Below are 14,422 nucleotides of genomic sequence, written 5' to 3'. Positions count from 1 at the left end.
GAACTGGAACCAAACGAACTACAGGAACCCTAATGCAATTAGATAGGTTAGCCATACTAGCCGACAACATGGGCCTAACCATCACCTACCACCGGGAAGGTCCGAAAGGTTTTTACGATGACCAAACCCACCGCGTCAGCATCCGCGCGGACGTCTCCAAAAACTACCGCGAGCACGTCTGGACCCTAGCCCACGAGCTAGGGCACGCTGCTAATCAACATAGGCCAACCACAGACCCCGCACTCAACGCCCGACAAGAACTACAGGCAAATAGGTATGCCGCCGCCTTACTTATTAAGGCCGCCGACTATGCGGTGGCCGAAGCGCTCACGGGCGGCCACCCCGGTGCTATAGCTAATGAACTAGACCTCCCCCGGCACGCTATAGAATTCTATCAACGGCACAGCCCACACACGCAGAAAGCTGGCAAAGCATGGCTAGCGTAGACAAATACACGATCAAAGCCGGGACCAGGTGGCGCGTCCGATACACCACCCCGGACGGCAAACGCCACGCCAAACGCGGGTTTAAAACCAAAGCCTCCGCGCAGGCATGGGTGGCCCAAAACTTCCAAGAAATAGAAAACGGCAAGCTCCACACCACCACAACGGCCCCCACCATCAGCGAACTATGGGGCCAGTACAAACGCTTAGAACTCAAATACCTAGCGCCCACTAGCCAGCAAAGCTTAGAGACCTGCTACCGGGTGCACGTTAAGCCCCGATGGGGTGAATTCCCCGCCGATACAATAACCCGGCCAGACCTAACAGAGTGGGTCTACACACTGGCTAGCAAACGATCAGCTAGCCTAGTTCAGCGGGCCGTCAGCCTCGTGCATAAGCTTTTGAACTACGCAAAGGAAGGTGGGCATATCGACGTTAACCACGCCGCCCGCTTACCGCTGCCACCCAAACGGGCAAAAGCGGCCACCCCACTAACCGGGGAACAGCTCATACGGCTAGCGGATAACGCGGGCCGTTATCGCTCCCTACTCCTTTTCATGGGGACCACGGGGGCGCGCCTAGGTGAATGTGCCGCCCTCACCCCATCAGACATAGACGAAAAACACGCGCGGGCCACTATCTCTAAAAGCATTAGCTATATAGGTGCTAAGCCTGTTTTAGGGACCACGAAAACGGGGAGGGTTAGGCGCGTGGCGATCCCCGCGCCCACCCTAGCCGCCGTCCTAGAGTCCATCGGGGATAAGGGGAGCAACGAGTTTATCTGGGAGCGTCCACAGGGCGGTCCAGTGACAAACCCCGGTAAGCGGGGCTGGTGGTCTAAGGCGATTAAAGAGTCTCAGAAACAAGACCCTACATTCCCACGCCTTAGCATGCACGATCTTAGGCACACCGCCGCCTCCCTCATGATCCAGGCTGGGTGTAGCGTCTTAGTTGTTCAGCGTCAGCTGGGACACTCTTCTGCAAAAATGACTTTGGACGTATATAGCCACCTTTTTGACAGTGATCTAGACGCGGTGGCCGATCTTTTGAGCTAGCGGCGTTTTCTACGTGGTCCACAGATGGTCCACAGGGTGGGGGTTTTTAGTGTTTATGCTGGTAGACGGCTCGACTATTATAGTCGATTCCTCTCTGGGGCACCATTGAAAAAGTGAGGCCTAGCAGTACAAACACTGCTGGGCCCCACTATTGTTTTATTCGGGATATGCGCGAGCTAATTGGATAGTTCCTCGACCTTCGCGCGCACCTCGGATGCGGGCGGGTTGGTGGCGTAGCTACCGTCGGAATACTTGACGGTGGGGACAACGCGGTTACCGTCGTTGACGGATTTCACCCATTCGGCAGCCTCGAGGTCGTCTTCGACATCGATGTTGACGTAGGGGGTGTTGGTGCGGTCGAGGTTTTTGACGAGCTTCTGGCAGAAGGGGCACCAGGTGGTGGTGTACAGGGTCACGTGTGCTTCAGACATGGTTCCATAGTGCCGAAAAAATAGAGCTGCTGCAACGGGGGTACACAGTTGGCCCCATTTTTTAAAAACGGCCACGCCTGACCCTTTTAGGCAGTATCCTAGTGTGTGAGTGGTGCGTTGGAGCACTCGTATTGTTCGTGGACCTGTGGCCGTGTACCGGGGTCCGTTTCAAGAGTTAGGTTTTTCATCATGAGCACGAAGCCCACCTTTACCGATGTTGATGGCAAGAAGGTCGTGTGCGCGTTCTTGGATCAGAATGGTTTTGAGTACCTGGAGGTTAGCCTTCTGGACGAGGCCACTGGTTCGACCGAGCGCGCATTGCTTTTGAACATGTACGACGCCAAGAAGCTTCACGACGCTACCAACCAGTTCATGCAGCGCACCATCGCACGCAACTTCGCTGACATGAACGGCCAGTTGTCCCCGACGGAGCGCGAGGAAATGTTCGGCGAGGACTAAGCCTTCTTCTCTTTGTGACGCCGCGTGCTGCAGCTGTGTGCTGTGGGTGCGCGGCGTCATGCGTTGGTGGGGCTAGTCTTGGGGTGTGCGTACTGTTTATGTGATTGGTATCGGTGCTGGTAGCCCGAAGCATGTGACTGTTGAAGCTATCGAGGCGTTGCAGGCTGTCGATGCGGTTGTCGCTTTGGATAAGGGGGATTCGAAGGATGATTTGCTGGGGGTGCGTCGGCAGATTTTGGCGGAGCATGCCCCGAAGGTGCGTCTGGTCAGTGTCGTTGATCCGCCTCGAGATCGCCAGCCAGGGGATGCGGCGGCTTATCGTGCGGAGGTTCGGCGTTGGCATTCTGCCCGCGCGCAGCTGCTGACGGATGCGTTAGTGGGGGCTGTAGATGAGGGGGGTTCTGCGGCGTTTTTGGTGTGGGGGGATCCCAGTTTGTACGACTCGACGTTGAGGATTATTGACCGTATGCGTGGCGAGTGCGGCTTGGAGTGTGAGGTGCGGGTGATTCCTGGCATTACCTCTGTGCAGGCACTCACTGCCGCCCATGGGATTTTGATTAATCGCATTGGCGAGGCCATCCATGTGACGACGGCGCGTAATCTGCCTGCAACGAGTGCCGCCGATCGCCGTAATTGTGTGGTGATGTTGGACGGGGGCGCTGGGTGGCGTGAGGTTTCCGGCCCCGATACCTACATGTGGTGGGGCGCGTATGTGGGCACAGATATGCAGGTGTTGCGTTCGGGTTGGGTGTCAGACATTGGTGATGACATCGCGGAACTCAAGGCCTCATTGCGTGAGCAGCATGGCTGGATTATGGATGTGTATTTGTTGAGGGAGCTTGATGGGCATGAGGAACCCTCGCGCCTATAAAAAATGTTGCTAGTGTTACAAGAATTATTCTAAGTAAACTCTTGTTACTCCTTGGGAGCGCTCATCACCGCAGCAGGGCTACGCCTTGGCGTCTATGGGAACTACAACGTCATAGACTGGTGCATCGCCGACGGCCTTGGGGAGTACTTCTGGCAGCACGACTGGGGCTCCCAAGGACGCATCCACCCCCGCATCACCATCCACCAAAAAGCTGGGCTCCAAACCCACGTGGGAGGCATCCTCGTCGACATCAACAACGTCTACGCCCACGACTGGGGGCAGTGGACCCCAGGCAGCACCATCAACGAACTACCCGTCGTCCCCGGCGAAGCCCCCGAAATCCCCATCCCTGACTTGAGCCAACTCGACCTAAGCAAACTTGCCGCAGGATCCAGCGACGCCGCCAACGGCTCCTCCACACTGCTCCAGCAATTCACCCCGCGCTAAACACGCACACAGGCACGCGCTAATCAGCAGAGTTCTTCAGCGATGAAGGATGATCATCATCCAGGGTGATCTCCTCATCGTCCACCGTCGACGACGTTCTCCGCTTCGGTGCGGCCGTCTCCTCATTATCTGCACCCGCCTGACGGTGCGCTTCCACCGGCGCATCGTCCGCATCACCGGAAACCTGCGCCGCATCAGTACCCGACGCGGCGTCATCACCATCGTCACCGGCATCGTCGGACTGCGGCCCCGGCACAAAATTAGCAACCCACACAGCCATCAACGGGAACAACAACACCGTCACAGCACCAGCAGACACCAGCACCGACGCCAAACGCTCGGCGATCAAATCACGCTGCAACGCGATCTCCGTCACCGCAACAATAATCGGCAACCCAGTAGCCGAATACAAGGACAACTGCAGCTGATCGCGCAAACCAACAATCCCCGAACCAGTATCCGTGAACCGCTCCGCCAAGAAAATCGGCACACCGCGAGCACCCAAAATCACCACCACGGCCAGCACAACGATCCACAGTGAACTAAACACCGAAGACACATCAATCGCCATGCCACTACTGATGAAAAACACCGGAATCAGCAGGCCATAACCCAGCACATCCAAGCGGGCCTCCACCGTCTTGCGCGCCCGCACAGGAACCAGCGCGCGCAGAATAATACCCGCGGCAAACGCTCCCAGCACCACGTCCAACTCGAACACCGCAGCCATCGCCATCAACAAAGTCAACAGCACAATCACCGCGCGCATAATCGTCTGCGACGTATGGCTCGCACCATCGCGAACAGCACGCCCCACCCACGGGACCAACAGACTCACCGACCGAGGAACCAAAGCCACCACGATCGCGCCGCCCATAAACAACACCAAAATGACCAAAGTCAACCACGTCGCCCGCGTTGACAACAACAGCGCCATCGCAAACACCGGGCCGAGCTCACCGACAGCACCGTGGACCAACACCCCGCGGCCTACAGGCGAATCCGCCACACCAGCAGTCTTAATCACCGGCAACAACGTGCCCATCGCCGTCGAACTGACCGCGATAGCCATCACCACAGAAGTCAGCACGTCCCGGTTGCCGAACACAATCAGCGCGGCACCAAAAGCCGCCAACAAAGACACAATCCAGGTCACAGCGGCACGACGCCCCTGCTTGCCATGAATCGAATCGGGATCAATCTCCCAACCCGCCAACAAAAACAGCATGCCCAGGCCAAGCTCACGCAACAACGCATTCGAGCCGTCCGAGGAAGCCAAACCAAGAACCTCAGGCCCAATGATGACACCAAGGACAAGCATGAACACCACACCCGGCACACGCTTGCCCGTAAGGAAGCTCAACAAGGGCGACGCCAACGCAGCAATCGCGATCCACATCATCGACAAAATGACATCGACGTTCGCGGCCTCACCAGAAGCCATATATGCAATATCCGGCATGACAGCCACGTACTAGCTCTTTCTCTTCGACGTAGCGGTTGGTGTGGGACGCGGACGGGTAGACGTAGATTCCGACGCCCCCGGAGGAGCAAGCTGGCGCAACGACTGCCCAAACACCGGAACCATCTGATTGACCACCAACCGGGTCAAATCATCCGCCGAACCAGTCACCGCCGCAGCAACCACATAATTATCGCCAAAAGACACAGACGAATGCAGCTCCAAATCATTGGACCAACCCCATTTGGAACCGCGCACACCAGGCAACACCGACGTTCCAAAATCCTGCGGATACCCATCAGCAGCCACCGCATCCGGATGCCTCATCGCATCCAACAAAGGCGAATCAGGATCGGTCTTCAACTTCTCAATGATGAACAGCACAACATCATACGTGGAGGTCACGCTGTACCCCCACGACTCATTGCTGCGCGTGGACAGCAAACCGTACTTATCCGCGACGTCATCAATCGCCTCAGGGTAGGCCTCATACAGCTTCTCGGCTGTCTCATCATCAGAAGCCTTAATCATTTCGATCGCCTGCGCCCGCTGCTTAACCGTGCCATGCTCCAACACATAATCAGCGATATACAGCTTGATCAGGCTCAACGCAGGCCTAGCGAAACGCTCCGTAGCGGTGCCCACGTGGTAACCATCAGGCAAACGCGTATAGCTCAACTGCGAACCAGTTGAATTCGACACAAAGCCCTTGAGCGTCGCAATATCACTATCGCTCAGCCCCGCGCGACCATCGGTGGACGCCTTGATCTCCGCCGGAGCCGCCGACACACTATACAAGGCCTCCGGCACCGACGGGCGGCGCACCGCAGCGAACCCGAACACAACAAAAACCGCCACGACGATCAGCACAATGGCGATCTTGCGTGGCGTAGAGATGTGATGGGCCTCCAAACGCATAGGACAATCTTAAGCGGCAGAGCACAAGCATAAAAACGACACCAATAACAAAGCCCCGGGGTGCACGTAAACATACGCCTCGGGGCTGGTAGGCCTGAGCCTAGCCCTCAGGTTTTAGTGGTCGACCGGAGCCTCAACACCAACACCGGTGAGGGAACGAACTTCCATCTCTGCCTGCAGGTCATCGAAGTTGTCCGGCTTACCAAGCTTGGTGCCGATGAAGCCTGCGATGAACGCTGCCGGGATGGAGATCAAGCCCGGGTTGTTCAGTGGGAACCAGTGGAAGTCAACGTTGGTGAACATCGACTTGTCCGTGCCAGACACCGCCGGGGAGAAGATGATCAGCACCAGGGCGCACACAAGGCCGGTGTACATGGATGCCAACGCGCCGGTGGTGTTGAATTCCTTCCAGTACAGCGAGTACAGGATAGTGGGCAGGTTTGCGGACGCCGCGATAGCGAACGCCAGGGCCACCAAGAAGGCAACGTTTTGGCCCATGGCCAGGATGCCCAAGATGATGGAGACAACGCCGATCACGACAACCGTGATACGGGAGACGCGGACCTGCTCTTCCTCCGTGGACTTTCCGTCACGGATGATCGAGTGGTAGATGTCGTGCGCCACAGAGGCCGATGCGGTAATCGCCAGGCCTGCCACAACCGCGAGGACTGTAGCGAATGCGACGGCCGAGATCAGGGCCATCACGAAGCTACCACCGATTTCGAGAGCCAGCAGCGGTGCCGCGGCGTTTGCGCCACCAGGAGCGTTCTTGATGCGCTCGGGGCCAACCAGAGCGGCAGCGCCGTAACCAAGCACCAGGGCCATCAGGTAGAAGGCGCCGATCAGGCCGATTGCCCAGGTAACGGAGCGACGAGCCTCGCGGGCGGTCGGAACGGTGTAGAAGCGCATGAGCACGTGAGGCAGACCAGCAGTACCAAGCACCAGGGCCAGTGCCAAAGAGACGAAGTCCAGTCGGGTCGTAGCGGTCTTACCGTACTTCAAACCGGGCTCGAGAATCTTCTGGGCATCCTCCGATGAGGCACCCGATGCGGCGTGCATATCGATAGCCTGCTGCAGCAGGTGAGAAAAGTTGCCCTTGACGCCAATGAGGATGGTGATAGTCATGAACGCAACACCCGAGACCAGCAGCACAGCCTTAATCATCTGAACGTAGGTGGTGCCCTTCATGCCACCGAAGAGGACGTAGGCAATCATGACGGCGCCCACAACAGCGACAACAATCGCCTGGGACTTCTTGTCATGGATGTCCAGCAGCACCGACACCAGTGAACCAGCACCAGCCATCTGCGCGATCAGGTAGAACAGGGACACGAACAGGGTGCCGAAAGCTGCAGCCACGCGGACGGGCTTCTGCTTGAGGCGGAAGCTCAGCACGTCGGCCATGGTGAACTTACCAGTGTTACGCAGCGGCTCCGCAACCAGCAGCAGTGCCACCAGCCATGCGACGAAGAAGCCGACGGAGTACAGGAAGCCGTCGTAACCGTTGAGGGCGACGGCGCCAACGATACCCAGGAAGGACGCAGCAGACAGGTAGTCACCGGCGATAGCCAGACCGTTTTGCTTACCCGAGAAGGTAGCGCCACCGGTGTAGAAGTCGGAAGCTTCCTTGGTGGATTTTCCGGCACGCATCACGATAGCCATCGTGATCACGATGAAGATAACGAAGATGGCGATATTCAGGATCGGATTGCCGGTGCTGGCTTCGCCTTGGGCTCCACCTTCGGCCAACAAGCGTAGATTACCTGTCCCCACAGTGTTGAGGGCATTAAATGTTGTAGTCATTGTGGGTGCTCCTTAGCCTTCCATCTCTTCACGGATGCGGGCCGCTCGCGGTTCGATCTCTCGGTTGGCGTAGCGGATGTATAGGGCGGTGATCAGGTAGGTGGTGACGAACTGGAGCAGTCCGAACAGAACGCCGACATTGATGTTGCCGAATACGGGCTTAGCGAAGACGTCTCCGCCATAAATAGCCAGCAGCACGTAGGTCAGGTACCAGACGAAGAACGCTACTGATACCGGGAATGTAAAGCGCCTAAAGGTCTTCTTGAGGTCAATGAACTCTGGAGAAGTTTGCATTGCGCGGAATTCGGCAGCGGTGGGCTCACGCCGCTGTGGCAAACCTTGTGGCGAAGTCGATGCAGTCACGGGAAGTCATCTCGCTTTCTCATTTCGCGACGTAGACCATTGGGGAGAACTGCTCGATCACACTTGTATGTGACGATGCAATCACGAAAACCCTTATGTGGCCCTAGTCATAACAATTGGGTACCTCCTAAGTTACATAGGACACATTGCAATGTGAAAGCGGACACCCTTCCATAACTCCACACACTTCACAGAGCACCCCCGACCTTCCGGACACACAGGGGCAAAGCTCGGGGTGAAACCACCCCCCACAATGGAGCCTACTGCACTTTTGCAAACTTTGTTAATGCCTACTTCGCAGAATTTTGACTATGTTGGCGATCACACTAGCCGTTCCATCTAGTGGACACAGCCTGTCGCACAGAAGAGACCAACGCACTCCTGCCCAGCACGCGTACCGACTCAATCAACGCGATCCCAACAACACCAGCTCCAAGACCACTAAGCATCAGCCCAGTATCAGAGGTATCAAGCTTGACCAGTCGAGCAACAGGGGGGAAGAAAAATACAAAACAGTACGCCCCAGCGCACCCCGCCACCAACAAAGCACGCCAACGGTTCCACGGACGAGCAACCATAGCCAACACCCACACAGCCATCACGATCAACGCCGCGAACACCGCCGTAGACGCTCGCATGAAATCCGCATCAGACGCCTTCGCACCCGGATTGATCATCACCCACAACCCCACCGTCACCCCACCAATAATCACCCCAGACGGCACAGCCAAACGCAACACACGAGACGCAAAACCAGGACGCGCGCGCTCCGCATTAGGGGCGAGGGACAAGATAAAACCCGGAATGCCGATCGTGAACCACCCCGCGACCGTCACATGAATCGGCTGGAAAGGAAAATTAATCGCAAACAGCCCCACCACCAGAGCCAACACGATCGAATACACCGTCTTAGTCAAAAACAGATGAGCGATCCGCTCAATATTGCCGATCACCCGCCGGCCCTCCCGCACGACATATGGCAAAGAAGCAAAAGAATTGTTCAGCAACACCAACTGCGCAACACTCCGGGTCGCATCCGCCCCCGAGCCCATCGCCACACCAATAGCGGCTTCCTTCAACGCCAGCACATCGTTAATACCGTCACCCGTCATCGCCACCACATGGCCATGATCATGCAGCGCCCGCACCATATCCCTCTTTTGTTCAGGGCTCACCCGCCCAAAAACCTTGGCCCGGCACACCACCTCCGCAAAAGCATCCGGTTCACTCGAATAAGCAGGCAAATCACGCGCATCCACAACCTCCCCACACACACCAACGCCACGAGCAACCGCACCCACGCTAGCGGCGTTATCACCCGAAATGATCTTCACATCCACCCCCTCCCGCACAAAGAAATCCACCGTCTCCGCAGCATCACCACGCACCGCCTGCTCCACAACAACCAGCCCCCATGCATCGTCCACATACGCAGAAGAATCCATGCGCAACCGCGCACTATCCGGCGACTGCGCCAACACACTAGATGGATCCACCACCCCAAACGCCAACACCCGCAAACCTTGAGCCGCCATGCGCTGCGCACGCTCCGCGACGTCACCATCTGGAAGCAACACATCAGGCGCCCCCAACACGAACACCCCCCGACACTCATCACCATCCACAGACCACGAAGAAAACTTCCACGCAGAGTCAAACGGGCGAACGCAACCGACACTCACCCCCTCAAAGCCCACGCCCTCTAGCCCATCCGCGATCGCCACCATCGTGTCATTAGCAGCAGCATCAGCATGCGCAATAGCCGCCAACACCCGTCGCACCAACCGATCCTGGTGTTCTCCACACGGCAGCACCTGACCCAACACCATGCGATTTTCCGTCAACGTACCCGTCTTATCCGCGCACACAACATCAATGCGGGCCAACCCCTCAATCGCCGCCAACTCATTGACCAAAGCCTTACGCTTACCCAAACGCACAACGCCCACCGCGAAAGCAACGGACGTCATCAACACCAAACCCTCTGGCACCATCGGAACCAGCGCAGCAACCATCGCCAACATCGCGCGATTAAACGGCGCCCCCGTCTCCGTCAACTGCACCCAAATAGTCAGCAACCCCACCGGGATCAACAACCACGTAATCACCCGCAAAATACGGTCAATGCCCCGCCGAAGTTCACTATCAGTCAGCTGAAACTTCCCAGCCTCACTGACCAACTTCGCTTGATACGCATCCTCCCCCACAGCGACAGCCTGGAAAACACCAGAACCAGCCGTCACAAAAGAACCAGACCACACCGTATCCCCCGGATGCTTGTGAATCGGCACGGACTCCCCCGTCAGCATCGACTCATCAACATCCAGCCCCTGCGCGACACGCACAACCCCATCCACCACGATCTGATCCCCCGCCCGCACTTGGAGCAGATCATCAACAACCACGGATTCCTGAGCAACCTCACGCGCCACCGACTCGCGCACCACAACAGCCGGAGCCTGCGCCAAAATACTCAAACGATCCAGCGTGCGCTTCGCCCGCAACTCCTGAATAATCCCCACAGCCGAGTTCGCCACGATCAACAAACCAAAAGCACCATTGACAACGCTGCCGGTCACCATGACGCAAACAAAGAGCACCACCAAGATCGCATTAATCCGCGTCACAACATTCGAGCGAATAATATCGCCCACCGAACGCCCCGTCGCATGCTCATGCACATTGCACAAACCACGCGCCGCACGCAACGCAACGTCAGAAGAATCCAAGCCCTCCAGAGGAGTCTCAGAACGAACAACCAAAGGGGACGACAGCATCACATACCGCGAAACACCGCAGGCCGCTTCTCCGCCCGAGCCCGGCGCGCGTCGGCAGCATCCTGACTAGCCCAGCATTCCTCATACCCCTGCTGGTGCTCTGGATCAGCAAACTCAAACCCATAATCCGTACGGTTCAACACACTCTTTAGATGCTTCACGCTCAGCGGTGCGGCAGAGGCGACGTCATGAGCAAAAGATAATGCCTGATCCGCATCCCCCACTTCTGAGGCGAAACCACTGATGCGAGCCTGCTGCTGATCAACACGAGCCCCCGACAACATCACGCTTCTAGTCCACGCGCCACCCAACAAGTGCTCACTGCGCCGCAAAGTCCAGTTGTCAAGAGCAAAACCCAGCTTCGCGGGAGGGACCATGAACCAGCCACGCTCCCCCACCACCCGCAAATCACAAGCCAGAGACAACTGCGTGCCAGCACCCACCGCAGGGCCCTGAACATCCGCAATCACCGGGTACGGGCAATGCACCACCGCACGCAACATCCTGTGCAGTGCAGCGTGGAATGTATCCCCGTACACCGACCCCGACAGATCCGCCCCCGCACAAAAGGCAGGGCCTTCACCGCGGATCAGCACCGCACGCACCGGAGGATCCACAGGGTGCTGCTCATCATGCTGGCCGATAGCCTCCAACAGGTCAGCAAGAGCATTGCAAGCCGCCTCGTTGAGAGCGTTGCGCTTGTCCGGTCGGGTCATCGTCGAAACAGCCACAAACCCGTCGAGCTCAATGCGGAGGATCTCCGAAGTCATTTCCAGCAACGTGGTCTTGAATGCCTCATGGGTGTCAGCTGGCGAAACGGTCATAGCAGTGTCTTTTCACTCCAAAAGGGTCGGGTCGGCGGGAGGGCTGTTTGTACTGTGGCCTCTAAGAGACCTCAGGCCATAGGCGCGGGTTGTTACTCATTCGGCCGGCTTCGGGATCTTCCGGATCCATAGCGCTGATCGAGTCCATCTGCGCTGGGGTCAGCTCGAAGGAGAAAACATCGAAGTTTTCCTCGATGCGGGCCGGGGTCACAGACTTTGGAATAACAATGTTGCCGAGTTGCAGGTGCCAGCGGATGATCACCTGCGCGGGGGTCCTACCTAGTTCCTCTGCCAGGGAGACGATGGTGGGATCCTCAATATTGGCCCCCCTACCAAGCGGGGACCATGCTTCGGTGAGGATCCCCAGGCCCTCGTTGAATTCCCGCAATGGCTTTTGCGAGAAGCCCGGGTGAAGCTCAACCTGGTTGACAGCTGGGGTGATCCCGCATTCAGCGATCAAAGACTCGAGGGCTTCTTCGTAGAAATTGCACACGCCGAGAGACTGAACAGTGCCCATGCCTTGAAGCTTGGCCATCGAGCTGAACGCCTGGTTGGCTAGCCCCTGAGCCGGCACTGGCCAGTGCACAAGATAAAGGTCGATGTAGTCGAGGTTCAGGCGCTCAAGAGACTGTTGGAACGCGACCTCAGCCTGGTGGTGCTGGTCATTCCATAATTTGGTGGTGACAAACAGCTCTTCGCGCGACACGTCCCCCGCAGCCACGGCGTCATTGACAGCTTTACCCACCCCAACTTCGTTGTCGTAGAGCGCTGCAGTATCGATGTGCCGGTACCCGACCTCGATTGCATGGCGAATGGCCGAGTAAGCCTCGTCGTTGCTCATCTTGTACACCCCGAGACCAAGCTGCGGGATCGGGGAACCATCGTTGAGGGTGAGAGAAGTAGCCATAGTGTCTATTCAAGTCAATATGCGGCGCGCGTGCAGGAACCCCGGCCAGCGGGTGCCCCCGAAAACGAAAACCAGCGCACTCGGTGTGCCCATGTTTTAGTCTTGTCACTATGAGCACGCAGTCTAAAAGCACCGATTCAAATGCTAAAACGAAACACACCAGCGCTAAAGAGCTCATCAGCCACGTACTAGATGAGGGCACGTTTGTTTCCTGGGACACTCCACCCGACTATGGCGATATCGACGATGACTACGCCGCTAGTCTCTCCAGGGCACGCGAAAAGACTGGGGTGGATGAATCTGTCATCACCGGCGAAGGGCTGGTCGGTGGCGCCCGGGTCGCCTTCATCGTCAGCGAGTTCGGCTTCTTGGGCGGTTCCATCGGTGCGGCAACCGCACGGCGCATCATTGCAAGTATTCACCGCGCCACCCACGAGCGCCTACCTTTGCTTATCTCCCCTTCTTCGGGCGGCACCCGCATGCAGGAAGGCACACCCGCGTTCGCACTCATGGTGTCAATCACCACCGCTGTATACCGGCATAAGGACGCGAACCTTCCATTTTTGGTTTACCTGAGAAATCCCACTACCGGCGGCGTGATGGCCTCCTGGGGCTCTGCTGGGCACTTCACCTTCGCGGAACCCAACGCTCTGCTCGGCTTCTTGGGCCCGCGGGTTGTCGAGCTGACCACAGGCACACCCATGCCGGAAGGCGTGCAGAGTGGGGAAAACCTCGCCGAGCACGGTGTCATCGACGGGGTTGTCGATCCGGACCAGCTGCGCGTCGCTGTCTTAAAGATCATCGATGTTCTGCGTCCCGTATCTTCCACCGATCAACCCCAACAACCGGAAGAACCGCTCAGGAAGCCGGAGGCAAGCGTGTGGGAGTCCATCGAACGCACGCGTAGTCCTCAGCGGCCGGGTGCGCGGGCTATTGTCGAGCGTCTGTCCCACCATTTGATCGAGCTGTCGGGCACCGGCGATGGACGTCGCTCCCCCGCGGTGACGGTCGCGTTGTGTCGCATCGCTGGTCGCCCCGTTGTTCTCATCGCGCAGAATCGTGAGCAGCAGCCGCCCCACGGCGCTGCGTGGCTTGGCCCGGAGGCTTTGCGTTTTGCCCGCCGCGGTATTGCTTTGGCTCACGAGTTGAAGCTTCCGTTGGTCAGCATCATCGACACACCCGGTGCAGAATTGTCGCAGCATGCGGAGGAAAACGGCATGGCTGGATCGATTGCTCGCACGCTTGGCGAGCTTGTCGATGTGGACGTGCCTACGGTGTCGGTGATTCTGGGCGAGGGTTGCGGCGGCGGAGCTCTGTCCATGTTGCCTGCCGACTGCGTGTTGTGCGCGGAGCACGGCTGGTTGTCTCCGCTTCCGCCGGAAGGTGCGTCGGCGATCATGTACCGCGATACTACGCATGCCCCTGCCATGATGGAGCGTCAAAGGGTGTCGTCTTGGGCCCTGAAGGACGTGGGCTTGGTGGATCGATTGATTGCTGAGCGTGATGACGCCGCGGAGGAACCGGAGGCGTTCATCCAACGCGTTGTCGACAGTGTGGCGCACGCCTTGTGGACCCTGGATCATGAGCCCCAACGTGTTGGCCGTGAGCAGCGCTTCCGCCATTATGAGGCGCTTGCCGACAACCCTGACGTCTAGACGGGAT

14 protein-coding genes are annotated in these 14,422 nt (G+C 57.8%); 6 read left to right on the top strand and 8 right to left on the bottom strand.

Annotation, left to right across the window (positions count from 1 at the left end):
- Nucleotides 1-68: 68 nt before the first annotated feature.
- Both CARG_RS02375 and CARG_RS10590 read left to right on the top strand, forming a co-directional pair.
- Nucleotides 69-446, top strand: a complete 378-nt coding sequence (locus tag CARG_RS02375) for an ImmA/IrrE family metallo-endopeptidase (protein ID WP_169733188.1) — start codon at nt 69-71, stop codon at nt 444-446.
- On the top strand, nt 434-1,498 hold the full coding sequence (locus CARG_RS10590) for a site-specific integrase (protein ID WP_020975790.1): 1,065 nt from the start codon (nt 434-436) through the stop codon (nt 1,496-1,498). The genes CARG_RS02375 and CARG_RS10590 overlap by 13 nt, the downstream gene beginning before the upstream one ends.
- A 176-nt stretch (nt 1,499-1,674) precedes the next feature.
- On the opposite strand, the gene CARG_RS02365 is transcribed toward CARG_RS10590, so the two are convergent.
- The gene (locus CARG_RS02365) at nt 1,675-1,929 is read right to left on the bottom strand and encodes a mycoredoxin (RefSeq protein WP_041747306.1); all 255 of its coding nucleotides are present in this window, start codon (nt 1,927-1,929) and stop codon (nt 1,675-1,677) included.
- Nucleotides 1,930-2,118: 189 nt separating this feature from the next.
- On the opposite strand from CARG_RS02365, the gene CARG_RS02360 reads away from it, so the two are divergent.
- From CARG_RS02360 to CARG_RS02350, 3 genes are all read left to right on the top strand, one after another.
- Nucleotides 2,119-2,388: a hypothetical protein gene (locus tag CARG_RS02360; RefSeq protein WP_020975788.1), complete on the top strand. Its 270-nt coding sequence runs from the start codon at nt 2,119-2,121 to the stop codon at nt 2,386-2,388.
- Between the two features lie 85 nt (nt 2,389-2,473).
- Nucleotides 2,474-3,259 carry a precorrin-6A synthase (deacetylating) gene (gene cobF / locus CARG_RS02355; RefSeq protein ID WP_041746913.1) on the top strand — a complete coding sequence of 262 codons (786 nt, stop codon included), beginning with the start codon at nt 2,474-2,476 and terminating at the stop codon, nt 3,257-3,259.
- A gap of 51 nt (nt 3,260-3,310) precedes the next feature.
- Nucleotides 3,311-3,706, top strand: coding sequence for a glycoside hydrolase domain-containing protein (locus CARG_RS02350; protein WP_020975786.1), 396 nt, complete (start codon nt 3,311-3,313; stop codon nt 3,704-3,706).
- A 19-nt stretch (nt 3,707-3,725) separates the two neighbouring features.
- Here the strand turns inward: CARG_RS02350 and CARG_RS02345 are convergent, their stop codons facing one another.
- From CARG_RS02345 to CARG_RS02315, 7 genes are all read right to left on the bottom strand, one after another.
- A complete protein-coding gene (locus CARG_RS02345) occupies nt 3,726-5,150 on the bottom strand; it encodes a cation:proton antiporter (protein WP_041747304.1) in 1,425 nt (474 codons plus the stop codon).
- Nucleotides 5,151-5,180: 30 nt separating this feature from the next.
- Nucleotides 5,181-6,086 (bottom strand): hypothetical protein, encoded by a 906-nt coding sequence (locus CARG_RS02340; RefSeq protein ID WP_020975784.1) that lies wholly within the window; start codon nt 6,084-6,086, stop codon nt 5,181-5,183.
- 114 nt (nt 6,087-6,200) lie between these two features.
- Nucleotides 6,201-7,889, bottom strand: coding sequence for a solute symporter family protein (locus tag CARG_RS02335; protein ID WP_020975783.1), 1,689 nt, complete (start codon nt 7,887-7,889; stop codon nt 6,201-6,203).
- A 12-nt stretch (nt 7,890-7,901) separates the two neighbouring features.
- Nucleotides 7,902-8,252, bottom strand: coding sequence for a DUF485 domain-containing protein (locus tag CARG_RS02330; RefSeq protein WP_020975782.1), 351 nt, complete (start codon nt 8,250-8,252; stop codon nt 7,902-7,904).
- A gap of 326 nt (nt 8,253-8,578) precedes the next feature.
- Nucleotides 8,579-11,029, bottom strand: coding sequence for an HAD-IC family P-type ATPase (locus CARG_RS02325; protein WP_020975781.1), 2,451 nt, complete (start codon nt 11,027-11,029; stop codon nt 8,579-8,581).
- Nucleotides 11,029-11,853, bottom strand: coding sequence for an enoyl-CoA hydratase (locus CARG_RS02320; protein ID WP_020975780.1), 825 nt, complete (start codon nt 11,851-11,853; stop codon nt 11,029-11,031). The genes CARG_RS02325 and CARG_RS02320 overlap by 1 nt, the downstream gene beginning before the upstream one ends.
- A gap of 61 nt (nt 11,854-11,914) precedes the next feature.
- A complete protein-coding gene (locus CARG_RS02315) occupies nt 11,915-12,760 on the bottom strand; it encodes an aldo/keto reductase (RefSeq protein ID WP_020975779.1) in 846 nt (281 codons plus the stop codon).
- Between the two features lie 110 nt (nt 12,761-12,870).
- Here CARG_RS02315 and CARG_RS02310 point away from each other — a divergent pair, with 110 nt between their 5' ends.
- A complete protein-coding gene (locus CARG_RS02310) occupies nt 12,871-14,415 on the top strand; it encodes a carboxyl transferase domain-containing protein (RefSeq protein WP_020975778.1) in 1,545 nt (514 codons plus the stop codon).
- The last annotated feature ends 7 nt before the right edge of the window (nt 14,416-14,422 follow it).

It is taken from the genome of Corynebacterium argentoratense DSM 44202, assembly GCF_000590555.1.
GTDB classification, from domain to species: domain Bacteria; phylum Actinomycetota; class Actinomycetes; order Mycobacteriales; family Mycobacteriaceae; genus Corynebacterium; species Corynebacterium argentoratense.
This window is presented reverse-complemented; position numbering and strand designations above follow the sequence as displayed.